23 protein-coding genes and 1 riboswitch are annotated in these 25,793 nt (G+C 71.1%); of the genes, 8 read left to right on the top strand and 15 right to left on the bottom strand.

Annotated elements, in window-relative coordinates; genetic code table 11:
* Window positions 1–41: 41 nt before the first annotated feature.
* A complete protein-coding gene (gene cobG / locus OG623_RS16460; protein WP_406147326.1) occupies window positions 42–1,361 on the bottom strand; it encodes a precorrin-3B synthase in 1,320 nt (439 codons plus the stop codon).
* Window positions 1,362–1,593: 232 nt separating this feature from the next.
* A riboswitch (cobalamin riboswitch) is annotated at window positions 1,594–1,738 on the top strand.
* A 69-nt stretch (window positions 1,739–1,807) separates the two neighbouring features.
* On the opposite strand from cobG, the gene cobN reads away from it, so the two are divergent.
* Both cobN and OG623_RS16450 read left to right on the top strand, forming a co-directional pair.
* A complete protein-coding gene (gene cobN, locus OG623_RS16455; protein WP_406147325.1) occupies window positions 1,808–5,407 on the top strand; it encodes a cobaltochelatase subunit CobN in 3,600 nt (1,199 codons plus the stop codon).
* Window positions 5,408–5,507: 100 nt separating this feature from the next.
* Complete coding sequence (locus OG623_RS16450) at window positions 5,508–6,257, top strand: IclR family transcriptional regulator (RefSeq protein ID WP_406147324.1); 750 nt, start codon at window positions 5,508–5,510, stop codon at window positions 6,255–6,257.
* Between the two features lie 59 nt (window positions 6,258–6,316).
* On the opposite strand, the gene OG623_RS16445 is transcribed toward OG623_RS16450, so the two are convergent.
* Window positions 6,317–6,889 carry a TetR/AcrR family transcriptional regulator gene (locus OG623_RS16445; RefSeq protein ID WP_406147323.1) on the bottom strand — a complete coding sequence of 191 codons (573 nt, stop codon included), beginning with the start codon at window positions 6,887–6,889 and terminating at the stop codon, window positions 6,317–6,319.
* Between the two features lie 133 nt (window positions 6,890–7,022).
* On the opposite strand from OG623_RS16445, the gene OG623_RS16440 reads away from it, so the two are divergent.
* Complete coding sequence (locus OG623_RS16440; protein ID WP_406147322.1) at window positions 7,023–7,946, top strand: SDR family oxidoreductase; 924 nt, start codon at window positions 7,023–7,025, stop codon at window positions 7,944–7,946.
* 21 nt (window positions 7,947–7,967) lie between these two features.
* Here the strand turns inward: OG623_RS16440 and OG623_RS16435 are convergent, their stop codons facing one another.
* Window positions 7,968–8,528 carry a CGNR zinc finger domain-containing protein gene (locus tag OG623_RS16435; protein WP_406147321.1) on the bottom strand — a complete coding sequence of 187 codons (561 nt, stop codon included), beginning with the start codon at window positions 8,526–8,528 and terminating at the stop codon, window positions 7,968–7,970.
* A gap of 110 nt (window positions 8,529–8,638) precedes the next feature.
* Here OG623_RS16435 and OG623_RS16430 point away from each other — a divergent pair, with 110 nt between their 5' ends.
* The gene (locus OG623_RS16430) at window positions 8,639–9,514 is read left to right on the top strand and encodes an alpha/beta fold hydrolase (protein ID WP_406147320.1); all 876 of its coding nucleotides are present in this window, start codon (window positions 8,639–8,641) and stop codon (window positions 9,512–9,514) included.
* Here OG623_RS16430 and OG623_RS16425 read toward each other — a convergent pair whose 3' ends face one another.
* Window positions 9,515–10,534, bottom strand: a complete 1,020-nt coding sequence (locus tag OG623_RS16425; RefSeq protein ID WP_406147319.1) for an alpha/beta hydrolase family protein — start codon at window positions 10,532–10,534, stop codon at window positions 9,515–9,517.
* A gap of 177 nt (window positions 10,535–10,711) precedes the next feature.
* On the opposite strand from OG623_RS16425, the gene OG623_RS16420 reads away from it, so the two are divergent.
* Window positions 10,712–11,086, top strand: coding sequence for a MerR family transcriptional regulator (locus OG623_RS16420; protein ID WP_406151850.1), 375 nt, complete (start codon window positions 10,712–10,714; stop codon window positions 11,084–11,086).
* A gap of 63 nt (window positions 11,087–11,149) precedes the next feature.
* On the opposite strand, the gene OG623_RS16415 is transcribed toward OG623_RS16420, so the two are convergent.
* Window positions 11,150–11,833 (bottom strand): response regulator, encoded by a 684-nt coding sequence (locus OG623_RS16415; protein ID WP_406147318.1) that lies wholly within the window; start codon window positions 11,831–11,833, stop codon window positions 11,150–11,152.
* Window positions 11,830–13,071: a sensor histidine kinase gene (locus tag OG623_RS16410; protein WP_406147317.1), complete on the bottom strand. Its 1,242-nt coding sequence runs from the start codon at window positions 13,069–13,071 to the stop codon at window positions 11,830–11,832. The genes OG623_RS16415 and OG623_RS16410 overlap by 4 nt, the downstream gene beginning before the upstream one ends.
* 257 nt (window positions 13,072–13,328) lie before the next feature.
* Between OG623_RS16410 and OG623_RS16405 the strand changes: the two genes are divergently transcribed.
* The gene (locus OG623_RS16405) at window positions 13,329–14,129 is read left to right on the top strand and encodes a class I SAM-dependent methyltransferase (protein ID WP_406147316.1); all 801 of its coding nucleotides are present in this window, start codon (window positions 13,329–13,331) and stop codon (window positions 14,127–14,129) included.
* A gap of 66 nt (window positions 14,130–14,195) precedes the next feature.
* Here the strand turns inward: OG623_RS16405 and OG623_RS16400 are convergent, their stop codons facing one another.
* A complete protein-coding gene (locus OG623_RS16400; RefSeq protein WP_406147315.1) occupies window positions 14,196–15,329 on the bottom strand; it encodes a metallophosphoesterase in 1,134 nt (377 codons plus the stop codon).
* 550 nt (window positions 15,330–15,879) lie between these two features.
* Here OG623_RS16400 and OG623_RS16395 point away from each other — a divergent pair.
* Window positions 15,880–17,970, top strand: a complete 2,091-nt coding sequence (locus OG623_RS16395; protein ID WP_406147313.1) for a bifunctional polysaccharide deacetylase/glycosyltransferase family 2 protein — start codon at window positions 15,880–15,882, stop codon at window positions 17,968–17,970.
* Window positions 17,967–19,319 (top strand): LCP family protein, encoded by a 1,353-nt coding sequence (locus OG623_RS16390; protein WP_406147311.1) that lies wholly within the window; start codon window positions 17,967–17,969, stop codon window positions 19,317–19,319. Before OG623_RS16395 ends, OG623_RS16390 begins: the two co-directional genes overlap by 4 nt.
* A gap of 105 nt (window positions 19,320–19,424) precedes the next feature.
* On the opposite strand, the gene OG623_RS16385 is transcribed toward OG623_RS16390, so the two are convergent.
* The 8 genes from OG623_RS16385 to OG623_RS16350 form a co-directional block, all read right to left on the bottom strand.
* The gene (locus OG623_RS16385; RefSeq protein ID WP_406147309.1) at window positions 19,425–20,384 is read right to left on the bottom strand and encodes a phosphatase PAP2 family protein; all 960 of its coding nucleotides are present in this window, start codon (window positions 20,382–20,384) and stop codon (window positions 19,425–19,427) included.
* Between the two features lie 170 nt (window positions 20,385–20,554).
* The gene (locus OG623_RS16380) at window positions 20,555–21,514 is read right to left on the bottom strand and encodes a hypothetical protein (RefSeq protein ID WP_406147307.1); all 960 of its coding nucleotides are present in this window, start codon (window positions 21,512–21,514) and stop codon (window positions 20,555–20,557) included.
* A complete protein-coding gene (locus OG623_RS16375) occupies window positions 21,511–21,852 on the bottom strand; it encodes a PadR family transcriptional regulator (protein ID WP_406147305.1) in 342 nt (113 codons plus the stop codon). The genes OG623_RS16380 and OG623_RS16375 overlap by 4 nt, the downstream gene beginning before the upstream one ends.
* A gap of 458 nt (window positions 21,853–22,310) precedes the next feature.
* On the bottom strand, window positions 22,311–22,733 hold the full coding sequence (locus OG623_RS16370; RefSeq protein ID WP_406147304.1) for a PIN domain nuclease: 423 nt from the start codon (window positions 22,731–22,733) through the stop codon (window positions 22,311–22,313).
* Window positions 22,730–22,945 (bottom strand): type II toxin-antitoxin system VapB family antitoxin, encoded by a 216-nt coding sequence (locus OG623_RS16365; RefSeq protein ID WP_406147302.1) that lies wholly within the window; start codon window positions 22,943–22,945, stop codon window positions 22,730–22,732. Before OG623_RS16365 ends, OG623_RS16370 begins: the two co-directional genes overlap by 4 nt.
* A gap of 514 nt (window positions 22,946–23,459) precedes the next feature.
* Window positions 23,460–24,881, bottom strand: coding sequence for an ATP-binding protein (locus OG623_RS16360; RefSeq protein WP_406147301.1), 1,422 nt, complete (start codon window positions 24,879–24,881; stop codon window positions 23,460–23,462).
* Between the two features lie 63 nt (window positions 24,882–24,944).
* Window positions 24,945–25,163, bottom strand: a complete 219-nt coding sequence (locus OG623_RS16355) for a WYL domain-containing protein (protein WP_406151849.1) — start codon at window positions 25,161–25,163, stop codon at window positions 24,945–24,947.
* Window positions 25,164–25,272: 109 nt separating this feature from the next.
* Window positions 25,273–25,737, bottom strand: coding sequence for a Pycsar system effector family protein (locus OG623_RS16350; protein WP_406147300.1), 465 nt, complete (start codon window positions 25,735–25,737; stop codon window positions 25,273–25,275).
* Window positions 25,738–25,793: the final 56 nt, after the last annotated feature.

Genomic DNA, 25,793 nt, shown 5'->3' with positions numbered 1-25,793 from the left:
GATGCGCGCGGGGGTGATGCGTGCGGGGTGATGCGTGGTGGTCAGGTGCGTGGGCCCCTGGCTGCCGCCACGGCGGCGGCGAGCGCGGCCGGGTCGCCGGCCAGGACCGTCGTCGTCTCGGCTGCCCGGTCCCTCCGTACATGGGAGATCCGGTGTCCCTCGGGGGTCGCGACCACGTCGATCCACTCCCCGTGGGGGTGGCCGCAGCGGCGTTCGCACCCGGACCAGTACACAGGCAGCCGGCCGGCCGGTCCGACGGCGGCCCCCGCATCGGCCCGTACGTCTGCCAGCGACTTCGCGCAGCCTGGCTGTCCGATACAGGCTCCGACACCCGCCCAGGGGGAGCCTGGCCCGGTGATCAGGCCGGACTCCGAGAGGGCGGTGAGCAGGTCCTCCGTACGGCCGGGCGCGATCCCGGTGACCACGGCTCCGCGCCAGGGGGTGAGGCGCAGCTCCCCGGCGCTCGACAGCAGCCGCCACTGCGCCAGGTCCAGCCGCCCCAGCGGTACGCCGACGGACAGCGCGGTCTCGTGGGTGCCGCCGGGGACGGGGCCCGGGGCCGGGTGCAGTGCTTCGAGGGGGCGGGGGAGGTGGCCCGGGGTCACGGTGACGCCTGCCCTGCGCAGCCGGCGCTCGACCTCGGAGGGCAGCGCCGCCCCGCTGTCGGGCAGGTCCCTGATCCGCCAGGCGCCGCTGCCGCGGGCCGCGTCGAGGAAGGCTTCGGCGGCGAGCAGCGCGGCGCGGGGGGCGTCGGGGGAGGGGACGCGGTGTACGGCGTCGCCGTCCCCGACGCGCAGCAGGGCGCCGCCGGCGTCGCCGCGCAGGGTGAGGTCGGCGCCGAGAGCGTCCACGTCACCGCGGCCGTCGTCGAGCGCGAACAGAAAGCGTCCGGAGAGCGCAGTCGCGCTCTCACTTCCGCACAGAAGGCGGTCAAGGCCGGTCAGCCAGGGGCGGATGTCGAGGGCCCCGAGGCCGTCGAGCCCGGAGAGCGGGGACGCGACCACATTGCGTACGCGCTCATGGCGGGCGGAGGGCAGCAGCCCGGCCTCGTCGAGCAGCCCGGCCAGCTCGGCACCGCACTCAGGGGCGAGCCCGCGCAGCTGCACGTTGCCACGGGAGGTGAGATGCAACTCACCGTCACCGAAACGCTCGGCGGCCTGCCCCAGCGCCGCCGCACGGCGGGATGTCAGCACTCCGCCGGGTATGCGGATCCGCGCCAGCGCCCCGTCGTCCGCCCGGTGCAGACGCAGCGCGCCGGGGCAGGCGTCACCGCTGCTCCGGGCACATGCGTCGCCCGTGGACCGGGACGTGACGGCCTCGGACGAGGTCGTGAGGGGGGAGGCGGGCATGGCGGCGAGCATACCGACCGTGACCGTGGCGGGGCCCTGCCGTCACTGTGACCTACCGGACACCCGGCGCCGTGCCGGTCGGTGGCCTGGTCCGTGGCCCGCCGGACACCCGGTGCCGCGCCGGTCCGTGGCCCGCCGGACATCTGGTGCCGCGTTCGTACGTGACCTAACCGGACAGCCGCTGCCGTGCCGGTCGGAGCGGGGGGCCGTCTGGTCAGGACCCCCCACCTGCCGCCTACTATGCCTAGCGGCGGTCCGTTCGGGCCGTCATCACCAAAAGGTGACATGGAGGAAGCCCGGTGAGATTCCGGCGCGGTCCCGCCACTGTGAGCCCGGCCCCCTGAGGCCGTGCGAGTCAGGAACTCCTTTCCCCACGCTCTCGGCTCCGCCCGAGCAGGGGAGATCCCAATCGGACAACTGCCTGGGGCGTGGACACCCCGGGGAAGGGCTGACGCCGCATGATCCTGCTCCTGTCGACGTCCGACACCGACCTGCTGAGCGCCCGCGCCTCCCAGGGCCCGGTCAGCTACCGCTACGCCAACCCTTCCCGGCTCGGCCCCGATGACCTTCCGCAGCTCCTGGACGGCACCGACCTGGTCGTCGTCCGCCTCCTCGGTGGCGTACGCGCCTGGCAGGAGGGCCTCGACCAGGTGCTCGCCACCGGCCGGCCCGTCGTCGTACTGACCGGTGAACAGGCCCCCGACGCCCAGCTGATGGCGGCCTCCACCGTGCCCATCGGCATCGCGGCCGAGGCGCACGCCTACCTCGCGCACGGCGGCCCCGCCAACCTGGAGCAGCTGGCCCGCTTCCTCTCCGACACCGTGCTGCTCACCGGCCACGGCTTCGAGCCGCCCGCCCCGGCCCCCGCGTGGGGTCCGCTGGAGCGGACCGCCCGCGATGTCACGGGCCCGACGGTCGCGGTGCTCTACTACCGCGCCCACCACATGAGCGGCAACACCGCGTTCATCGACGCGCTCTGCACCGCCGTGGAGGACGCGGGCGCCCGCCCCCTCCCGCTGTACGTCGCCTCGCTGCGCACCCCCGAGCCCGAGCTCATCGACGAACTCCGGTCCGTCGACGCCATCGTGACCACCGTCCTCGCCGCGGGCGGAACCAAGCCCGCCACGGCGTCCGCGGGCGGCGACGACGAGTCCTGGGACGCGGGCGCCCTCACCGGCCTCGACGTACCCGTCCTCCAGGCGCTCTGCCTCACCAGCCCGCGCGCCGCCTGGGAGGAGAACGACGAGGGTGTCTCGCCGCTCGACGCAGCCACCCAGATCGCCGTGCCCGAGTTCGACGGCCGTCTGATCACTGTCCCGTTCTCCTTCAAGGAGATCGACGAGGACGGTCTGCCCGCGTACGTCGCCGACCCCGAGCGGGCAGCCCGGGTCGCCGGGATCGCCGTACGGCACGCGAGGCTCCGTCACATCCCGGCCGCCGACAAGCGGATCGCGCTCGTCCTGTCCGCGTACCCGACGAAGCACTCCCGCATCGGCAACGCGGTCGGCCTCGACACCCCCGCCAGCGCCGTCGCCCTGCTGCGCCGCCTGCGCGCCGAGGGCTACGACTTCGGCCCTGAGGAAGACATCCCGGGCCTGGTCTCAGGCGACGGCGACGAGCTGATCTACGCGCTCATCGAGGCCGGTGGCCACGACCAGGAGTGGCTGACCGAGGAGCAGCTGGCCCGGAATCCGGTCCGTATCCCCGCCGCCGACTACCGCCGCTGGTTCGCCACGCTGCCCGCCGAACTCCGTGAGGCGGTCGAGGAGCACTGGGGCCCCGCGCCCGGCGAGATGTTCCTCGACCGGTCCCGCAACCCCGAGGGCGACATCGTGCTGGCGGCGCTGCGCCGCGGCAATCTGCTGATCCTCATCCAGCCGCCGCGCGGCTTCGGCGAGAACCCGATCGCGATCTACCACGACCCCGATCTGCCGCCCTCGCACCACTACCTCGCCGCCTACCGCTGGATCGCCGCGTCCGCCGACGACAACGGCTTCGGCGCCGACGCGATGATCCACCTCGGCAAGCACGGCAATCTGGAGTGGCTGCCCGGGAAGAACGCGGGCCTGTCCGCCGCCTGCGGCCCCGACGCCGCGCTGGGTGACCTCCCGCTCGTCTACCCGTTCCTGGTCAACGACCCCGGCGAGGGCACCCAGGCCAAGCGTCGTGTGCACGCCACCCTGGTGGACCATCTGGTGCCGCCGATGGCCCGCGCCGACAGCTACGGCGACATCGCCCGCCTCGAACAACTCCTGGACGAGCACGCCCAGATCGCCGCCATGGACCCGGCCAAGCTGCCGGCCGTCCGCGCCCAGATCTGGACGCTCATCCAGGCCGCGAAGCTCGACCACGACCTGGGCATCGAAGGCCGCCCCGAGGACGAGGGCTTCGACGAGTTCATCATGCATCTCGACGGCTGGCTCTGTGAGATCAAGGACGTCCAGATCCGTGACGGACTGCACGTCCTGGGCGCGGCCCCGGCCGGCAAGGACCGCGTCAACCTGGTGCTCGCCGTGCTGCGCGCCCGGCAGATCTGGGGCGGCACGGCTTCGCTGCCCGGCCTGCGCGAGGCGCTCGGCCTCGACGAGTCGGCCGCCACCCGCACCGCCGCCGACACGGTCGAGGAGCAGGCCCGCGCGCTCGTCCAGGCCATGGACGACGCCGACTGGGATCCGGCGGCCGTCGCCGGTGTGGCCGAGGGGCATCCCCGGGCCGTCGCCGACATCCTCGACTTCGCCGCCCGCGAGGTCGTGCCCCGCCTCGCCGCGACGACCGACGAGCTGGACCACGCGGTGCACGCGCTGAGCGGCGGCTTCGTCCCGGCCGGCCCGTCCGGATCCCCGCTGCGCGGCCTGGTCAACGTCCTGCCGACCGGCCGTAACTTCTACTCCGTCGACCCGAAGGCCGTGCCCTCCCGCCTCGCGTGGGAGACCGGCCAGGCACTCGCCGACTCGCTCCTGGAGCGCTACCGCGCCGACAACGGCGACTGGCCCACCTCCGTCGGCCTGTCCCTGTGGGGCACCAGCGCGATGCGCACCGCGGGCGACGACATCGCGGAGGCGTTCGCCCTGCTCGGCGTGCGCCCCGTCTGGGACGACGCCTCCCGCCGAGTGACCGGCCTGGAGTCGATCCCGTACGAGGAACTGGGCCGCCCGCGCATCGACGTCACGCTGCGCATCTCCGGCTTCTTCCGCGACGCCTTCCCGCACACCATCGGCCTGCTCGACGACGCCGTACGCCTGGCGGCCTCGCTCGACGAGCCAGCCGAGCGGAACTTCGTACGCGCCCACACCCAGGCCGACCTGGCCGAACACGGGGACGAGCGGCGGGCCACCACCCGTATCTTCGGCTCCAGGCCGGGGACGTACGGCGCCGGGCTGCTCCAGCTCATCGACTCCCGCGACTGGCGCACGGACGCCGATCTCGCCGAGGTCTACACGGTGTGGGGCGGCTACGCCTACGGCCGCGAGCTGGACGGACGCCCGGCCCGGGACGAGATGGAGACCGCGTACAAGCGGATCGCGGTGGCGGCGAAGAACACCGACACCCGTGAGCACGACATCGCGGACTCCGACGACTACTTCCAGTACCACGGCGGCATGGTCGCGACCGTACGCGCGCTGAAGGGCACCGCCCCCGAGGCGTACATCGGGGACTCGACCCGCCCCGAGACGGTCCGCACCCGCACCCTGGTCGAGGAGACGTCCCGGGTGTTCCGCGCCCGGGTGGTCAACCCGAAGTGGATCGAGGCGATGCGCCGCCACGGTTACAAGGGTGCCTTCGAGCTCGCCGCCACGGTCGACTACCTCTTCGGGTACGACGCGACGACCGGCGTGGTCGCGGACTGGATGTACGACAAGCTGACCGAGACGTACGTCCTGGACCCGACGAACCGCGAGTTCCTCCAGCAGGCCAACCCCTGGGCCCTCCACGGCATCGCGGAACGCCTCCTGGAGGCGGAGTCCCGGGGCATGTGGGAGAAGCCGGACCCGGCGGTGCTCGAAGCGCTGCGCCAGGTGTTCCTGGAGTCCGAGGGCGACCTGGAGGGCGAGGACTGACCCGTACCCGGGTCGGTGGGGGCCTCACGGCCGGTGAGGCCCCGCCGGTGGGCCACGGTCCTGCCTTGCCGGGTCCCGCCCACGGGTCCACGCTTGTGGGATGGGTGACCGAACGGGCCACACGCAGATTGCTTCTGTCCAGCACGCGATCCGCCTGATGGAAGCCGTGACCGTGCACGCGGGCGGCGCACCCGCGAACGAGCTGGCGCACCTCGCGGGGCTGCCTCTCGACACGGCCATGGAGCTGCTGCGGGCCCTCACCCGGGACGGACATCTGCGCCGGCTCGAGGACGGGAGTTTCGTCCTCGGCGACGTGCCGCACGGCGTCCACGGCGAGCGGGACCTGGCCGGCCGGGTGCGCCCCGCCCTGGCCTCACTGCGCGACGATCTCTCGGCCGCGGCCTATCTCACCTTCTACGAGGAGGGTGAGATCAGGATCGCCGAGATCGTCGACAGCCGGCAGACACCGAGGGTCGACCTCTGGGTGGGGTTCGAGGACGCCGGGCACGCCACGGCACTCGGCAAGTGCGTCCTGCGTGAACTGGACGACGAGGCGCGTGGCGAATACCTCTCGCGGCACAGCCTGCCCGACCTCACCTGCCGCACGATCACGCATCGCGAGGACCTGATCCGCCAGCTCGAATCCTCACTGCCGGCGCCGATGGTCATGGACCGGGAGGAGTACGACCTCGGTACGGTCTGCATCGCGGTGCCGGTCTACCGGGGCAGCACGGTCGGCTCGCTCGGCGTCTCCTTCCGGGCGGACCGGATGTACCGGACCAGCCAGGTCAGGGCGAGCCTGCTGGCATCGGCGGACCGTGTGACCAGGGACCTGCACTTCGACGCGTGAGCGGCTCGGCGCTTCGCGATCGGCGATCGGCGTCTCGGGCGCTCCGCGACCGGGGAGACCTACGAGCCGTTCCAGCCCGCCGTCACGGCCTTGAGCTCGTCCAGCAGTTCCCGCATCAGCGGTGCCATGGACCGGTCGTCGGACGCCGAGAGCCATCGCTCGAAGCCGACCTTGAAGACGGCGATCCCCGCTTCGGCGGTGAGGCTCGCGGCCGGCTCCGGTACGCCGCGCCGGCGCAGGGTGTCCGCGAGGGCGGCCGACAGCGAAGCGAGCTTGATCAGCTCGCGCTCCTGGAGCTCCGCGTTCGCCACGATCACGGCCTGCCGCTTGCGCGCGTACGCACGACGGTCGTCGAACATCTCCGACAGCGCGCCCAGGCCCACCGCGAGCGCGTCGATCGGCGCCGTGGACTCCGGAACACCGGCGACCACCCCGACCAGCAGGTCCTGGAGCTGGGAGCCGCCGAAGAGCACCTCGCGCTTGTCGGCGTAGTGCCTGAAGTAGGTCCGCTCGGTGAGCCCGGCCCGCTTGGCGATCTCCGCCACGGTGGTCTGCTCGAAGCCTCGCTCGCTGTAGAGCTCCAACGCCGCTTCCGCCAGGCGCCCGCGCGCGTTCGGCTCCCATCTACCCATGCGGCGATTCTACGCGATGGCAGTGACTGTCGTCGGGTGTTACTGTCGATGTCAGTCACTGCCATCGCTGTACCGCGACAGCCGGTACGCCGACGGCTGGTACCTCGACCAACTCGACAGTTCTGGAGTTTCCATGCGTATCTTCGTGACCGGCGCGTCCGGCTGGATCGGCTCCGCGGTCGTCCCCGAGCTCATCGACGCCGGGCATCAGGTGGTGGGCCTGGCCCGCTCCGACTCCTCGGCCGACGCGCTCACCGAGGCCGGCGCCGATGTGGTCCGCGGAACCGTCGACGACCTCGACGTCCTGCGGGACGCGGCCGCCGCTTCGGACGGGGTGATCCATCTCGCTTTCAAGCACGACCTCGCCTTCACGGGGGACTTCCAGGGTGCGGCGGAGGCCGACCGCCGGGCCGTGGACGCCTTCGGGGACGCGCTGGCCGGCACCGGCCGCCCCTTCGTCCTCGCCTCGGGTGTCGCCGGGCTCGCCCCGGGGCGGGTGGCGACCGAGCGGGACGTGCCCACGCTCGACGGCTCGCCGGCCTCGACGCGGGGTGCGACCGCCCAGGCGGCGATCGCCATGGCCTCGCGCGACATCCGCTCGTCCGTGGTGCGGCTCTCCCCGACCTGCCACGGCGAGGGGGACAACGGCTTCATGGCGGCCCTGGTCGCCATCGCCCGCACCCGGGGCACCTCGGGCTACGTCGGCGACGGCGCCAACCGCTGGCCGGCCGTGCACCGCCTCGACGCCGCGCGGCTGTTCAGGCTGGCGGCCGAGAAGGCCCCCGCGGGTTCGGTGCTGCACGGGGTCGCGGAGGAGGGCGTCGCACTCCGCGATGTCGCCGGGGTGATCGGCCGCCGGCTCGACATCCCGGTGGCGTCCGTCCCCCCGGCGGACGCGGCGGAGCACTTCTCCTGGCTGAGCGCCTTCGTCGGCCTCGACGCCCCGGCGTCGCACGCCCTCACCGGCGAACTGCTGGACTGGCGGCCGACCGGCCCGGGGCTTCTCGAAGACCTGGAGAAGGGCCACTACTTCGACGCGCCCACCGCCGCCGCCTGAGCCGCCGGGGCCCGCGGGCAGTCACTCGGGACTCGGGGTCTCCCGTACCCGGGCCTGGTGCCTGCGGGCCTTGAGCCGGTTCCCGCAGGTCTTCATCGAGCACCACCGCGCGGTGTTGGCGCGACTGCGGTCCAGGAGGAAGAGCCGGCATTCAGGGTTCCCGCACGGCCGTAGCCGGCCGGGCATCTGCTCCTTGACGTCCGCCCAAGCGAGCACGAGCTCCACGGCGAGCCTGCGCTCCGGCTCCGCCTCCAGCTGCCACCCGATACCCGAGGCCGTGGGCCGGGGGACCTTGCGGACGTCTGCGAGGACGTGACGCAGACCGGGCTCCGTGGATGCCGATGCCGATACCGTCCCTGATTCCGGTGCCGGTGCCGGTGCCGGCACCGCCGCACCCGACTCCACTGCCTGGAGCGCGTCCCGGGCCGTTCGCAGCCACCGGCTCTCCTCCTCGCCGCCGGTTCCCCCGTGCTCCCGCGCCCACCGGGTCACCTCGTGATCGTCGGCCCACAGGTCCTGGCATCGGCCATCCACGACAGGAGTGCTGTTCAGCGCCTGCATCAGGGCCTGGTCGTCCAGCATGGTCCCCACCTTCTCCCGTCTAACTGCATCGGATTGTTTGACAGGTTACTCCAGGAGGCATCTACTGGACGTCGAGCGATAACCACCAAAAGGCTCTGAGGGAGTTAGTCATGGTTGAGGTCCATCACCGGTACGCGACCGTGCGGGGACACCGCGTCTTCTACCGCGAGGCGGGATCCCGTGAGGCGCCCACGCTCGTCCTCCTGCACGGATTCCCCTCCAGCTCACGTATGTTCCGCCACCTCATTCCGGCGCTGGCGGACCGATTTCACGTCATCGCCCCTGACCACCTCGGCTTCGGCAACTCCGAAGCCCCGCCCGTGGACGCGTTCACCTACACCTTCGACTCCCTGACCGACATCACCGAGGCTCTGCTGGACCAGCTCGGCGTCACGCGCTACGCCCTGTACGTTCAGGACTACGGCGCCCCCATCGGCTGGCGGCTCGCCCTGCGCGCCCCGGACGCGGTCACCGCCGTGATCACCCAGAACGGCAACGCCTACGAGGACGGCTTCGTACCGGATTTCTGGAAGCCCGTATGGGCGTACTGCGAGAATCCGGGCCCCGCGACCGAGCCCGCCGTCCGCGCCGCGCTCTCACTCGACGCCATCCGTTGGCAGTACCTGCACGGAGTGGACCGGCCCGAGCTGGTCGACCCCGACACCTGGGCCGCCGACCACCGCGAGGTCAACCGGCCGGGCAACGACCTGGTGCAGCTGGCCCTGTTCCGCGACTACGCGGGCAACCGGCCCCTCTACCCCCGGGTGCACGCCTACTTCAGGGAACGCCAGGTTCCGCTGCTCGCGGTCTGGGGCGCGGGCGACGAGATCTTCGGCCCGGCCGGAGCACGTGCCTTCGCGAGGGACCTGCCGGATGCGGAGATCCACCTGGTCCGCGGGGGTGGACACTTCCTGCTCGAGAGCCACCTGGACACGGTGGCCGGGTACGTACGCGGATTCCTGACGGCCACCGCGGCCCAGGAGTGACTAGCTCCTGGATTCGATCCGGCCGATGGGGGAGGCGCTCCCCGACAGGGCCTCCCGCGCCGATGTCCACTCTGCGCTCCCGATGCCGAGGGCATGGCGGAGGTAGGCCAGGGTGACCCGCTGGATCAGGGCGACGCGCTCGGGGCTCTCGTCCGTGGTCTCCCGGACCTCGTAACCCGCGATCCCGCCGAGCGAGTGCTCTGCCCCGAACAGCGTGAGCAGACTCTTGTCGCCGGGGCTCAGGACGTACGGGTCGGCCATCCATGCCGGTCCCCTCGTGGACAGCGGGGAGTCGTCCTGGTCCCCGACGACGACGAGAGCCGGCGTGGTCATGTGGGCGAAGCTCGGGTTCATGAAGGGGAAGTGCTCGGCGGCGAACGGGGTCAGGTCGGCCCCGCCGGTTCCGGCCGTGGCGAGCAGCACACCCGCCCTGATGCGTGAGTCGGACAGGTCCTCCTCCGTCCTGCTCACCGGATCGAGAACGCGCAGGCCCAGCAGATTGCCCACCGTCTGACCGCCGAAGGAGTGCCCGGCCACGGCGATACGGCTGTGGTCGACGCGCCCGCCGAGACCCGGGACGGCGGCTTCCAGCAGTTCGAGCCGGTCCAGGACGTACGTCATGTCCTCGACGCGGGAGCGCCAGATCCGCGGCGTACGGGGGTCGTCCTGGGGAAGGCCCACCGTCCTGGAGTCGAGGTGGGTGGGCTGGATGACCACGAAGCCGTGCGCTGCCCAGTGGTCCGCCAGGGGCCCGTATCCGTCCAGCGACGAGCCGAAGCCGTGCGAGAGGAGGACGACGGGCAGCACGCTTCCGGTGGTCGGCGCGGAGACCCTCACCCGCAGTGCCTCGCCCCGGCCCGGTACGTCCAGCGGGACCGGCTTCACGGAGACGACGGGGGAGGCAGCGGTGGTGGCCACGTCCTTGAACGTGGGCGAGGGCGAGGGCGAGGGCGAGGGCGAGGGCGAGGGCGAGGGTGAGGGCGAGGGGGTGGGGGTGGGGGTGGCGTCCGATGCGCTCATTGGGGGGCCTTCTTTCGCGTTTCTTGACGGGCCAGGCCGTCGAACCAGCAGGTCAGGGCATTCCCCCTCCGGCATGCCGGACGGGCGGGGCCTGTACGGGCTACGCTAGAACCTGACGTTGACGTCAGGGGCAAGAAACGTGGCCCGAAGGATGTCGGCCCGGAGATGTCGGGAGGCATGATGCGCATCGGCGAGCTCGCCGCCAAGGCGGGTGTGAGCGTTCGGGCGCTGCGGTACTACGAGCAACAGCAGCTGCTCACCTCGGAGCGCAGCACCAGCGGTCAGCGGCTCTATACGGACAGCGCGGTCGACCGTGTCCAGCTGATCCAGCAGCTCTACGGCGCGGGGCTGCCGAGCAAGGCGATCTCGGAACTGCTGCCCTGCGTCGTGAACGGTGAGGCGACCCCGGAGCTGCTCGACCGGCTCGCGGTCGAACGGGCCCGTATCGACCAGCAGATCGGTGACCTGGTCAGCGTGCGGGGACGGCTGGACGCCGTCATCACCACCGCCACCACGAACCTGCGGACAGGCCGGCACTGCCGGCCCCAGTAGCGCGCCGTCGCCCCTCGGGCGCGACGCTTCACGCCCTCAACGCCCTCAACGCCCTCAACGCCGTCACGGCACCAGCCGCTGCTCCTTGGCGACCGCCACCGCTCCCGCCCGGGTGTCCACGCCCAACTTGCCGTAGATCCGCCCCAGATGGCTCTTGACCGTGGCCTCGCTGATGAACAGGACCCGGGCGATCTCCCGGTTGCCGAGACCGCTCGCCAGCTGCTGAAGGATGTCCCGTTCGCGTTCGGAGAGGGAGGGGCGCGGGCTGCGCAGCTGGGCCAGCACCCGTTCGGCGACCGGGGCCGACAGTGCGGTGCGGCCGGAAGCCGCGTCTTGGATCGCCGCGAACAGCTCCTCGGGGCGTTCCGCCTTGAGGATGTAGCCGGTGGCGCCCGCCTCGACGGCCCGGGTGATGTCGGCGTCGGTGTCGAACATCGTGAGCACCAGCACCCGCGGCCCGTCCCCGCGTCCCGCCCCGCCTCCCGATGCCAGATGGCGTGTGGCCGTCACACCGTCCATGCCGTCGCCGAGTTGGAGATCCATCAGCACGACGTCGGGCCGTACGCGTGCGGCGACGGCGAGCGCCTCCTCGCCGCTGCCCGCCTCACCGACCACCTCCATGCCGTCGGCGCTGGCCAGCAGCGCACGCAGCCCGGCCCGCACCACCGCGTGGTCGTCGCACAACAGCAGGCGTATCGGTGCCCGGGGCTCCGGGGCAGGGGGAGCCGGGGGATCAGCTGCGGTCATGGTGCGGTCTCCCTCGCTACGTCGTGAAGCGTAACGGCCACCGACACCACGGTGCCCTCGCCCTTGGTCGACTCCACCGTGAGCACACCGCCCGACTGCCGTGCCCGGATGCGCATGGCGGGCAGCCCGTGCCCGCGGGACCCGTCCGCCCCCGGGGCTCGGGACCCGTCCGCCCCCGGGGCCCGGGGCTGGACGGCACCCGGATCGAAGCCGCGGCCGTTGTCGGCGATGTCCAGCGAGATCTGGTCGTCCACACAGGTCAAGGTCAGCACGGCCCGTGTCGCCGCGGAGTGCTCTCGCACGTTGGCCAGCGCGCCCTGTGCGATGCGCAGGAGCGCCGCGTCGACCCGCTCGGGAACCGGGCCGGTAGCGCCGTCGAGCCGGAACACCACACCGAGACCGGGACCGCTCTCCCGCTCGGCCAGCGCACCGAGCGCCTCGGCCAGGGTGTGCTCGGCGAGGTCGGCGGGGGCCAGGTCATGGACGAACCGGCGTGCCTCGGTGAGGCTCCGCGCGGTGATCCCGGCGGCGCCCCGTACGTGCTCGCGGGCCGCGGCCGGATCCGCCCGCCACACGCGGTCTGCCGCCTGGAGCAGCATCTGCTGGCTGGACAGGCCCTGCGCGAGGGTGTCGTGGATCTCGCCCGACAGCCGCTGCCGCTCCGCGAGGGTGCCGGCCCGCCGCTCGGTGGCTGCCAGGTCACGGCGGGTGCGTACCAAGTCGTCGATCAGTGCGCGCTGGCGGGCCGACTGGCGTTGGAGATGGACCAGAACGGCGGTGGCCACCGCGCCGAGTGCGAAGGGGGCGACCACCATGTTGGGGTTGAACGTTCCGTCCGCCGTACGCAGTTGTGAGGCGACGATCAGCGCGGTCAGCCCCGCGGCGACCGGTACGCCGATCCGTGCGGGCAGTGTGTGCAGCCCGGCGAACAGCAGCGGCATCACGCACCAGGTGGCGCTCGGCGCGAGCGCGAGCAGGACGATCCATACGCTCGACACCACACCCAGCCAGGCCAGATGCCGGGCGGTGGGCCGGGCGCCCGGACGCGGTGCGGGTGCCGACCACCGGCCGATGACGTACACCAGACAGAAGACGGTGAACAGCACGACGACCCACGCGGTACGCGCACCGTCCTGGTCCCGGCTCAGAAAACGTACGAGCGACGATCCGAGCAACAGGAAGAACGCGGCGTCCATGACCACACCCAGCCACCGGCCGTCCGGGTCGTTCCGATCCATCGCCTCGCCCACCCCGCCCCACCCCACCTCGCCACTTCACGGACCGTTGCCTCCCCCTCCGCGTCTCTACCGTGCCGAACGCGCTGAGGCAACCACCGATCGGTTGGTAAAGGCGTCCCCGGTCGGTCGGTGAGGACATCCCCGGAACGGCCCCCACGGCACAGCCGGACGGCCCCCACAGCACAGCCGGACGGCCCGGCCCGGCACCCGCCCCGGGAAGGAGGCTTGGAGTGACCCCGCCAGGAGGAAGAACTCATATGCCGGCCAAGAACCTCAACGCCAACCGCGCCGCCCTCGGACACCGCATCTCGTACGCACTGCGCCACCCCGGGCGGGTGCCGCGTCACCTGACCCGCGCGGCACGCGACGCCTGGCTGCGCCACCGCTCGCCCGACCATGTCTCCTACTACCGCGCGGTGATGCGCTCAGACACCCGCGCGAATCCGGAGGCGGCGGTCGGCAGCGCCAGTCACGACCGGTGGCTCGCGCTGGGGGAGATGCAGTTCGACTATCTGATCGGCCACGGCCTGCGCCCGGAACACCGGATGCTGGAGATCGGCTGCGGCAACCTGCGGGCGGGCTGGCGGTTCATCCGCCACCTGGAGCCGGGGCACTACTACGGCCTGGACATCTCGCCGGACATCCTCTCCGCCGCACAGGACACGGTGGTCACCATGGACCTCCAGAAGCGCCTCCCGACGCTGACCCCGGTCCGCGACCTGACCCTGCGCTTCCTGCCCGACGCCCACTTCGACGTGGTGCACGCGCACAGTGTCTTCTCCCACTCGCCGCTCCCGGTCATCGAGGAGTGCCTGGCCCATGTCGGCCGTGTGCTGGCGCCGGGCGGCTGGTTCGACTTCACCTTCGACCGTACGGAGGGCGAGGAACACCAGGTCCTGCGGGAGGACTTCTACTACCGCACCGAGACGCTCGTCGCCCTGGCGGAGAAGCACGGCCTCCAGGCCCGCTTCATGCAGGACTGGGAGGACCTCCCCCACGGGCAGTCCAAGATCAGGGTCACGCACGGCCCCGCCGTGACCGACGGCGACGGTCGATGACTCGGCTCGTGCCGCCGGTTCGGGTGGTCGGCTCAGGTGGTCGGTTCGGGTGGTCGGCTCGCGTGGTCAGCTCGGGTTGTCGTCGCCGCCGCCCGAGCGCAGGGTGAGCAGGGTGATCTCGCTCGGTGCGAAGACCCGGAAGGGCGGCCCCCAGAAGCCGGCGCCCCGGCTGGTGTAGAGCTGGGTCCGTTCCCCGTGGTGGCTCAGGCCGTGCACCACCGGCTGGTCGATCCGGACGAGGAAGTTGAACGGCCAGATCTGGCCGCCGTGGGTGTGCCCGGAGACCTGTAGGTCGATGCCGGCGTCAGCCGCCTGCCGGATGAACTTCGGCTGGTGCGCGACGAGCAGGACGGGCCGGTCCGGGTCCGTACCCGCGAGCGCGCCCGTGAGGTTCGTGCGGTGTCCTGCCAGACCGGAGGACTCCGCTGTCACGTCGTCCACTCCCGCGAGTACGAGGGAGTCCCCGCCGCGCTCCACCACGACATGGGCGTTGTGCAGCGGTTCCCAGCCCAGTTCGGCCATGCGGTCCAGCCAGCCCTGCGCCTCCCCGAAGTACTCGTGGTTCCCCGTGACGTAGACCTTCGCCAGCCGGGCCCTGATCGTCCCGAGCGGCGCCGACTGCGCGTGGCGCTGGGTGGGTGTGCCGTCGGCGATGTCTCCGGCGTGGACCACCACGTCCGCTTCGAGCTCGTTGACCGCCTCGGTGACCCGCGCCGACCAGTCGGCCCGGTCGATCGGCCCGTAATGGGTGTCGGCCAGCACGACGACACGGGTCCCGTCCAGGCCGGCACCGAGCCGCGGGACGTGGACGTCCAGCCGCTTCACCCGGGGCACGCGCATGGCCTCGTGGTGTCCCCAGGCCAGCAGCACGGCCGAGATCACCGCGACGGCCACGGCGATGGCCCTGGCCCGGCCGGCGCCGCCCGCGTCGAGCCCGATCAGCACGAGGTGCACCAGGCCGCCCAGCGCCGACCAGGTGAACAGCACCCAGATCACCCCGAGGGTGCTGTCGGCGATGCGAGCCGCCCGGTCGGACCGCCGGCGCCCGTGGCCCGCGGCCATGAGGAAGGGGAAGGCGACCAGCATCGCGGCGAGGACGACCGTGCCGACCAGGACGACCGGGAACGGCCAGTCCGTGCCGGAGCCGAACAGCGTCCACCAGGGCAGGAAGAACAGCACAGCGAGGACGAGTACCACCACGGCCCCACCCAGTCGCGCACGCAGGGACCGCCGAGAGCCTTCGTTGCTTTCACCGACGTTGTTCTCACCGACGTTGCTCTCACCGACCGGCGGAAGGTCCGGCTCCGACCGGATGGAATCGCTCTCTGTCACTGCGTCGCCCCTCATGTCGCCTGTCACACCATCGGTTCGGTTCCCATCATCCGGCACGGGGTGTCCGACGGAACGGGAGCGTCTCGCTTTTCGTCCCGGCCGAGCTCTTCCGACGCGTCCGCCACCCCGAAAATTTGCAACCGTGACGATCGATCGATGTGTCGAACAGTGCGTGGGCGTGGGTCGGCGCGTGAATTTCGGCCATGGATCTAGCTGTATATCCAGATAGTTCCGCAGAAGGTCCGAACAAGTGGGGGCATTGGTCGCAAGTGGGCTGATTTGATCGTAGTTTGCAAAGGGTAACCGACCTCTGGCTACACTCGCTGCGCATGAGCAACAGGAAGAGGCGCGCGCAGGAGCTGTCCCCGAGGGTGGTCATACGCACGACCGGCAGGCCGGGTGGTCTGGTCTCCACCTGATGGCTGCGCGACACAAGCAGAAGCGCCAACCGCGCGCCCACTGGCTGCTGCTGGCCCTTTCACTGGCCCTGGTGGCGGTGGTGCTCGTCTTCCACGGCTGGACCGAGCACGAGGTCGACGCCGCCAGGGCCAGGCTGAACTGTGACGAGCCCGTACCCGACGGCGTGAACACCGAGAGCCCGGTGCTGACGAAGGTCCGTGGCGGCACGGCCGTGTCGCTGCCGGTCCCCCCGGGCGAGGTCGCACTGACCTTCAACGGCGGCCCCGACCCCGTGTGGACCCCACGCGTCCTCGACCTGCTGAGCCGCCACCACGCCCATGCCACGTTCTTCGTGAGTGGAGCGGACGCGGCCAAGTACCCCGGGCTCGTACGGCGGATCCGTGCCGAGGGCCATGAGATCGGCTCCGGCACCTACACCGGTGCCGCGATGGACGACGCCTCCTCGCAGCGTGCGGGCCTGGAGCTCGCGCTGACCCAGGCGACCCTGGCCGGCTCCGCAGGCGCCCACACCGACCTGCTGCGGATGCCCAGGACGACCTCGGTGCCCACACTGTGCGGCGCCATGTGGCCCGCGGTGCAGCGCGCCTCGGCCGACGGGTACACCGTCGTCGCGGCCTCCCCGTGGAACAAGAAGGCCGGCACCGGGGTGCTGCGTCAGTACGAGCAGAACGCGCACGGCCTCGGGCAGGCCGAAGCGCTGTTGAAGAACAAGGACAAGGACGTCGAGGCGTTCGACACCGTGTCCGTGGCCACCGGTCTTGAGGACTCCGAGCGCACCGCGACGCCATGGCAACAGGTGCGTGGACAACTGCTGCTGGTGTCCGTCCGGGCGGGTGACTGGTTCCTCACGGTCATGGGCTGGCTGCTCGTCGTCGCCGGCGGGCTCGGTGTGCTGCGGCTGCTGATGCTGGTCTTCTTCGCCCGGGTGCATGTGCGGCGCCTGGAGCGGTACCGGCCCGGCTCACCGTGGCTGCGGGAGATCCGTGACCCTGTGACGGTCCTGGTGCCCGCCTACAACGAGGAGAAGGGGATCGAGTCGACGCTTCGCTCGCTCCTTGCCTCCACCCACCGGCAGTTGCAGATCGTGGTGATCGACGACGGTTCGAGCGACCGCACGGCCACCATCGCCGAGTCCGTCCGCGACCCGCGGCTGAATGTCGTACGGCAGGCCAACGCCGGCAAGGCCGAGGCCCTCAACACCGGCCTTCGGCATGCCCGCCACAACATCGTCGTGATGGTCGACGCCGACACCGTCCTGGAACCTGACGCGATCCGGCGGCTCATCCAGCCGCTCGCGCACCCCGCAGTCGGCGCGGTCAGCGGCAACACCAAGGTCGGCAACCGGCGCGGACTGCTAGGCCGTTGGCAGCATCTGGAGTACTGCTTCGGCTTCAACCTCGACCGCCGTATGTTCGAGGTGCTGGAGTGCATGATCACGGTGCCGGGTGCGATCGGGGCGTTCCGCAGGGACGCGGCCCTCGGCGTCGGCGGTGTCAGCACCGACACCCTCGCGGAGGACACCGACCTGACCATGGCGCTGTGGCGGGCCGGCTGGCGGGTGGTCTACGAGGAGACCGCGATCGCCTGGACCGAGGTGCCCACCTCGCTGCGGCAGCTGTGGCGCCAGCGCTACCGCTGGTGCTTCGGCACGTTGCAGGCGGCTCACAAGCACTCGGCGGCCGTACGGGAGTTCGGCCCGGCAGGACGGTTCGCACGCCGTGGGATCAGCTATCTGCTGGTGTTCCAGATGGCGCTGCCGCTCCTCGCGCCGGTGATCGACGTCTACGCGCTGTACGGGATCCTCTTCCAGGACGGTTCCGGCGCGATGGCCGTCTGGGGCGGTTTCCTGGCCGTTCAGATGTTCTGCGCGGGATACGCGCTGAAGCTGGACGGCGAGCGTCTGTCGTCGCTGTGGGTGATGCCGTTCCAGCTGTTCGTCTACCGGCAGTTGATGTACCTGGTGGTGATCCAGTCGGTGGCGGCCACGGTGTCGGGCACCCGGCTGAAGTGGCAGCGGATGCAGCGTTCCGGTACGGCGGCGCAGGAGCTCAGAGGCCGGCCGCGGGCCCGCAGTCTGGAGTCGAGATGACCCACAGGAGACCGCGACGGTTCAGGGGCGGTGGGAAGCGCGGCGGGGTACGCGGCGCGTCCGCGCAGGGTACGGAGCCGTCCCGGGTGGTGTCCGGCCGGATCGTCGACGGGCCGGTTTACGGCGCCGACGCCGGCGCCCATACCGCGCCGCCCCCTCCCTACGACGGGCTGCACGACGGGCTGTACGACGCCGGCCTGTCCGCCGACACCTTCGTACCGCCCGCGGTATCGCCGGCCGTACCGCTCGCGGTGCGGGAGCCGGCCGCCCCCGCGCCGTCCGGCGACGTCGGCGATGCCATCGGTGACGGCAGGTCGGGCGGCTACGGCAGGAGCGAGCGCAGGCCAAGGCCGCCGCGCAGTCGAGGCCGTAAGTTCGCCCTGCTGGTCCTCACCCTGGTGGTGGCGCTGGTCACGGTCTCGGTCAGCGGCTACGTCTGGGCCGACTCCGCGCTCACCAAGGGCATCGACCTCGGCGCCGTCAAGGACCGCCCTGCGCCGGGCAAGGGAACCAACTACCTCATCGTCGGCTCCGACAGCCGGGAGGGGATGTCCGCCCAGGACCGCGAGGCCCTGCACACCGGCGGCTCGGCGGACGCGGGCCGGCGCACCGACTCCATGATGCTGCTGCACACCGGAGCGCACGGCACCACGATGGTCAGCCTGCCCCGCGACTCCTGGATGACCGTCCCGGCCTACGTACGCACCGACACCGGGGTCCACCACCCGGCGAGGAAGCACAAGCTGAACGCGGCCTTCTCCCTGGGCGGTGCACCGCTCCTGGTCCGCACGGTCGAAGCCAACACCGGGCTGCGTATCGACCATTACGCGGAGATCGGCTTCAGCGGCTTCGTCGGGATCGTGAACGCGGTCGGCGGCGTACGGATGTGCCTGGACCACGCGGTACGGGACCCCAAGTCGGGCCTGGACCTGACCGAGGGCTGCCACACCCTCGACGGACGCGGCGCCCTGGCCTTCGTACGCCAGCGCCACCAGGAGAAGGAGGGCGACCTCGGCCGGACCAGGAACCAGCAGAGGTTCCTCGCCGCGCTGGGCGAGAAGGCGGCGTCCCCGGAGGTGCTGAGCAATCCGCGCAAGGCCTTCTCGGCGGCCTCCACCGGCCTCGGCGCGCTCACGGTCGACAACGACACGCACCCGCAGGACCTGGTCTCGGTGTTCCGGATGATGCGCGGCGGTGCGGGCCTGGCGCGGCTGAACATCCCGGTGACCGGCCGAGGCCTGTCGACCCCGGCCGGCTCCGCGGTGGAGGTGGACTGGAAGCCGGCCAGGAAGGTCTTCGAGCAGCTCAGGAAGGACCGCCCGGTCCCGGAGGAGGACGACGGGTCCTGAGCACCGGTCAGCAGCTGGCCGACGCCGAAGGCCCCGCAGCCTCGACCGGACGGAGTACGGGAGGACACGCCGGGCGCCGGTTCCCGCCCGGAGTCGGCCGGGTGGTCAGTCGGGTGCGGGGCCTGTGCGGCGGCGTGCAGTGTGTACGGGCCGCCCGACTGCGGCGTACCAGACCAGGGCCGCACATATGAAGGCCGTCGCCGCGGAGACCAGTGACCTCGTGAGGGTGTCGTTCCGTGCGCCGGAGAGGAGGGCGACGGCCAGTGCCAGCGCCAGGGTGATGACGGGCAGCGCACGGGCACTCCGCGTGGCGCCCGGCACGGCGGCGGCGAGGGGACTCCGCGCGGCGCCCGGTACGGCGGCCGGCTGCAGCTTCAGCAGCCAGACAGCGAGGCCGTAACAGGCACAGGCCAGCAGCGTGGCCCCCAGCACTTCGCTGGGGCGGTGGCCGCCCATGGTCGCGCTGGCGGCGGCGATGCAGGCGAGCCACAACACGCCGACCGTGGCGACGTAGGGGCGGATGCGAGGGGAAACCACGAGGACGACGGCGAGGGTCAGCGCGGCGGGTATGGCCGTGTGCCCGCTGGGGAAACCCTGATCAAGGAGATTCTCCGGCGCGCCGACCAGATCGGGGCGGGGCAGGACAGTCGACTTGAGCACCTCCTTGCCTCCGGTCGTGAGAATGACGATCCCGAGCGCCGCACACCCCTGCCGCCAGCACCGCCGCACCAGGGTGAGGACCACGATGAGGGCGAGGCCCACCATCAGCGTGGGCTTGGCGCTCAACTCCATCGGCGGCAGGGGCGTCGAGCCGTAGGCAGCTCCTGACAGGGGGTAGATCCACGCTTCTTTGCCGCCCTGTGTACCGAGACGGAACAGGGCGTTCTCGGCTCGTTGCCCCCACGGGGTGCAGATGGCGAGCAGATAGACCGTCAGGAACCCCAGGCTGTAGAGCAGAGCGGGCATCCACGGCCGGGTCGTAGGCGACGGGGCGGGGTCGTCGGGGGCCTGTCGCGATGCCCCGGGACGGTGCGCGGGCAGGGACGGGGATTCGTACTGGCTCATTGCTCTGTTTCTTCCGTCGGGGGGAGTTCGGTCACGCACGTCCTCGGTCACGCACGTCCTCGGTCACGCACGTCCTCGGTCACGCACGTCTTCCGTCACGAGGTGGGCAGCCGGGCGCGGCCGCCCCGCCGGGTGCCGGCTCCTGTTCGGCTGTCCCTGTCCGGCTGCTCCTATTCGGCGAGTGCCTGCCGCTGCCGGCGCTGGGCGGCGATCGCCAGGGCGGGGAGGGGTGCGATCAGCAGGATGAGGACGACCAGGTCGGGAAAGGACTGCATGAACGCGGCCGGCCGGACGACGACCGCCTGCGTGCGGATGATCGCGACCGCCGCGACGGGGATCAGCCACCGATGGTCGCCGGTGGCCGCCGTCGCAACCCAGGCGGCGATCAGTGCGGTGGCTTCGACGACGAACAAGCCGCGCTGGAAAGCCGGACTGACGTAGATGATGTGCAGGCTCCCGGCAATGAACATGGCGAGTACGACGGGGGCCAGCCAGCGGTAGGAGCGGCGCCGCAGCCGACCGGGACGGCAGAGCGCCAGCACGGCGCACGCGGCGCACAGTGCCCCCGACAGCACCAGGTCACGGGCCGTGATCGGGGCGCCGAGACCGTAGTAACTCAGTCCCGATATGCCCTCGTTGCCGAAGACGGTACGGCCCTGGGACGTGGCGCCGGCCCAGATCATGGCTGCCGTGGCCGGCAGCGCGATCCACGGTCTGCCGCGCAGCAGGGCGATCAGGCAGATCAGCGGAAGCACCCCGTAGGGCAACAGCCGTGTCATGCCGCCGGGACCTTGCGCCCACGGGTACCAGCCGGAGAAGGGGAAGGCGATGGAGTTCTGGCCGGGATCGATGTGCAGAGCCCAGTGCCACACATCCTGCAAGTACGGAACCAGCGCCAGCGCGGCGAGGGCCAGGGCGGCCAGATGGATGCCGTCCAGCCACCACGGCCGGGCCGTGTCGTCGACGACGGCACGGGCACGGGCCCCCACCCCGGCGCGCACCAGGGCCGCAACTTCCCGCGGCGGGGGCCAGGAGCGGCCTGGATACGCCTCGGACAGACAGGCCAGCACCTCTTCTCCCTGCCGGGAACGGCAGGGCTCGGGGTAGGCCGCAAGCAGCAGACGATTCATGCCGGGGCCGCTCCGGCATCCCGCGAACGCCCGACGACGACGGCCGCCGCCTGCTGCATCCGCAGCGCCTCCCGGCCGAGCGCCTCGGTGCCGTCCTCGGTGAGCCGGTAGTAGCGCCGCGCCCGCCCGTCCACGATCTCCTCATGGCCGGCCGCCACCAGCCCGGCCCGCTCCATCCGCTCCAGCGCGCCGTAGAGAGTGCCGACAGCGATCCGGAGCCGCCCGTCGGTGACCTGCTCGGCAGCCTTGATGATCCCGTAACCGTGCAACGGGCCATCCATGAGGGCAGCAAGGATGAAGTACTGCGGTTCCGTCAAGCGTGGATTCTGTATGGTCACGCATCGAGCATATATCGAGCGCCGAAATATGCCCACCGGTCCTGAGTCCTGGGCGAGCACCGGCAGCACCTCCACGCCCGCGACGAGCGTCACCCTCTCCCGACGCGGGCACGACGGCGATCCCCTCGACGCCCCGCGCCCCGTGGCCGTCCGCCGCGGGCACGGTCGAGGCGGTGCCCGCGCTCGGCAAGATCCTTCGCGGCCTTCTCGCCGGCCTCCCACGCGGCGTCGAGAAGCCCCCGCCCATCGCGTCGACGTCGGTGCCCGGTGAGAGCAATGGCGGGGGATACGAGATTCGAACTCGTGAGGGGTTGCCCCCAACACGCTTTCCAAATGTTCGTATGGGGGTCCGGCGGGGGTTGCGGTGTCCCGACCTGCGGCCAAAGCCGACGGCTACAGGTGTGCCGAACTGTGGTGTACGTCTGCGAATGGGACCAGGACTGAGGTCGGGCGCGCTCTCATTTGCCGGCCTCCGGGCCGTACCACTGCATGGCTTGGCCGGTGACGGCAGCGACGCAATCGAAGTCGTGGTCGCGGTGCAGGAGGGACAAGCCCTGCAGTTCCGCGGTGGCGGCAACGACGAGGTCCACGGCTCCCGCACCGCGATGCTGACCGCGCTGGGTCAGCAGCTCCTGAACCTGCCAGGCGCGGTCGTATGCGCGGTCATCGACGGGCACCCATCCGAACAGCAGTCGTATGTCCTCGATGCCGCGCGCACGGTCTGCGGCGGAGCGGGCGCTGTAGAAGAACTCCAGCTCGGTGATAGGGCAGGTGGCGATGAGCCCTGCCGTGGCGGCCTTGTCCCAGCCGTACTGTTCGGCGTCGGCCCGGAAGAATCGGGCGAGCGCGCTGGTGTCGATCAGGAACTGTGCCGCGTTCACCGCCGGTAGTTCCTCTTGTCCTCGAAGATGTCCAGATCGAAGCCTCCCTCGTCCGCTGCAGCCCGCAGCCGAGTGAGAGCGAGGGCCCGTCGGCGGTTCTCGAGTACCTCGCGCAAGGCAGTGTTGACCGTCTCCTTCTTGGTGCCGGTCCCCAGTGCCTGAGCCACGTCGGCCAGTAGTTCGTCGTCGAGGTCGATCACTGTGCGACTCATCGAGTACCTCCGGTGATATCAGCTCGTGTTGCAAGTATATCTCACTGGATATACTCAGGTATGTCTCGACCGATGACGCCGTCACGAGGCGGGCGAAGATCACAGAAAGCGTCGGTTCTGCTGCAGACACGGGGCTTGTTGTCGGGCAGCGAGCCTGGTGGTGCGGGGTGCGGGGTGCGGGGAGTCCGCACTTTTCGCCGCCCCCTACGCCGAACGCGACCGGGTGGGGAGGCGGCCCCGTGTGGTGGTTCACTGCGGCGTCCTGGTCGAAGGGCCCCACCGCAAGCAGTGGGGCCCTTCGACGTATTGCCCGGTGAGAGCAATGGCGGAGGATACGAGATTCGAACTCGTGAGGGGTTGCCCCCAACACGCTTTCCAAATGTTCGTATGGGGGTCCGGGAAGGGGCGGTGACGTTCTGACCTGCGGCGGAGCGGGGCTGAGGGCAGGTGGTGGACGGTGCTGAACGGCAGCGAATGCAACCATGACTGCAACCACCGGGGGTTCAGTTCCCGCTCACGTCCTGAGCCAGGCACCGAGTAGTTCTTCGGGGCCGTACACGGCCTGGAGGCCGGAACAGCCGACGCCGCTGCGGGAGACCGCGACGAGCGGTACCGGCTCGTTGGTGATCGCTGCCCGGTGCTTGTGCAGTGCGGCCAGGTCGTGGCTGTCGAACGCGGAGTTCTCCAGCCACTTGACCGAGCCGAGGAAGAGCAGCTGCTTGGCCACCGGTTGCCGGTCGGCGCCCACGAGGTCGATTTCGATGTCGTTGCTGCGGGTCCAGTACCCCCCGATCGCCGGGGCGGCGGGCAGGAGCCCGTCCGGCAGGAGACGGGCGAGGGATTCCCGGACCAGGGGTTCGATCGCGCGGCCGCGCCAGCTCGTCCACTGCTCCCCGATGCGGCTCAGCGTGAGGTCTCCCCGCATCCGCTCGATCTCCGCCATGTGCGGACCCAGAAACGCGAGCCAGAACCGCAGGTAGGGGTCCGCCACCCGGTAGCGGCGTTCCTTCGACGGTCTCAGCGAGAGGGGCAGCTCGGCGGCCACGACCTGTTTCTCGGTCAGGACGTCCAGGGCTCGGGTGAGCGTGGTGTGGGCGATGCCGCCGGCCGCGCGCGCGATGTTGGTGAAGCTCCGCTCCCCGGAACCGATGGCCCGCAGGACCTCCCTGCTCATCGCCTGCGGTGGGAACTCCGCGGCCAGTGAGCGCTCGGCGGATACCAACAGCGCCGAGATCGGGTTGTCCAGCGAGTCGCGGAGGAACTCCCGGACATCCGCTCCGGCCCGCCACTCGGCGCAGATCAGGGGGAGTCCCCCCGTGATCAGCGCGGCGTCGAACGCGGCCGCCGGAGGCAGACCGAGCATCTCGCCTATGTCGGCCGGATTCAGGGGTCCTACGACCATTTCCCGGCCCCGCTGGTGAAAGGGACGGTTGTAGCTGTTCAACGCCTCCATCATCGACAGATCGGACCCGACCAGAAGGAGAAGCACCGGTTTGCGGCTGAGCAGCCTGTCCCATGCCCGCTGGAGCATGCCCTCGAAGGCATCGATGCGGTCCATGAGATACGGAACCTCGTCGATGACCACCACGCTCGGGCCGTCGTCGGGAAGGATCTCCGCGAGCAGCCTCAAGGCCGCGTTCCACTGCGCCGGGGTCTCCTCGGAGAACAGTTCCCGCTCCGGCAGGGTGGATCTGGCGACGGCGTCGAGCAGTTCCGTCAGTTCGTCCTCCGCGGTGCCGCCCGCGGCGGTGAAGAAGAGGTACGGCGTCTCGGTACGCCGGAGGAACTTCTCGACGAGGCTGGACTTGCCGACCCGCCGCCTTCCCCGCATGAGGACGCACCGCCCCGGCTTCGCCGACCCGACGGCATCATGGACCGCCCGCAAGGCGTTGCCGAGCACGTTCAGCTCGCGATCCCGCCCGATGAAACGACGCACAGCATGCCTCCCGGTAGGGATAGTATCGGCAGAGATAGTATCCCTACCGATACCATCCTGCCTTCATTCGGGCACGGGGCTCATGACGCCGTGGATGCGGGAGAGGGTGAAAACGCGATCGTCCTCTCGCAGGTGGCACCAGGCTTCGAGGTAGGGCGGGTCGAGTTCGAGGCGACTGAGCGTGCGTACCGTCCGGTTCCCCGAGGTGGCGACGTAGTCGACGGTGATGGGTGCGCCGGCATCGATGGCGTGGGCGAGCTGGCGGACATCGCTGTACGGCAGGTGCTTCGCCCACCCTGCGACGATCTCCTCGGTGTCCGTGGCTACGAATGGTCTGTGGCCTCCTTTCCGGTCGCGGGACGCCGCTGCAGACCAGTCGCTCCGAAGTGCCTCAGACGCCGGAGAGCAGCGCCGCGCTGACAGCCGTGACTGCTGGCAGCAGTATGAGGACGGCGCCGTGCACGCATCTGTTCTTGGTGCGCGCGATGCGGCTGGTTACTGTCAGGGCGCGGAACAGGCGGGAGTGCGGATCGGAGCTACTCAGCAGGAGTCCGGACGACAGTTCCGCACGCTTCTCCGCCCGGACCACGTCCTCGTAGTAGGCGAGGATGCGGGAGCTCTCCCTGATTCTCGGTCCGTGGCGGGGCAGCAGCGCCGCCAGGAGAAACAGCAGGGCTACGGTGGTGGTGACCGCCGCCGTCCACCACAGCGGGTGGGGCCAGAAGGTGCCGGGCGGGCGGCGGATAAGGAGAAGTCCGAGCAGCGATCCCCCGGTGGCGAGCAGGACGGCGGCCTTGCCGTCTGCCCGTCCTATCTCGATGTGGTTCTGGGCGATCAGCTCGCGTGACAGTTCCACCACGTCCTCCGGCTCGGCCCCTCGTGGGGGGCGGCGGGCGGAGGGCAGGCGGGGGA

It is taken from the genome of Streptomyces sp. NBC_01012 (genome assembly GCF_045162755.1).
Classification (GTDB): Bacteria; Actinomycetota; Actinomycetes; order Streptomycetales; family Streptomycetaceae; genus Streptomyces.
This window is presented reverse-complemented; position numbering and strand designations above follow the sequence as displayed.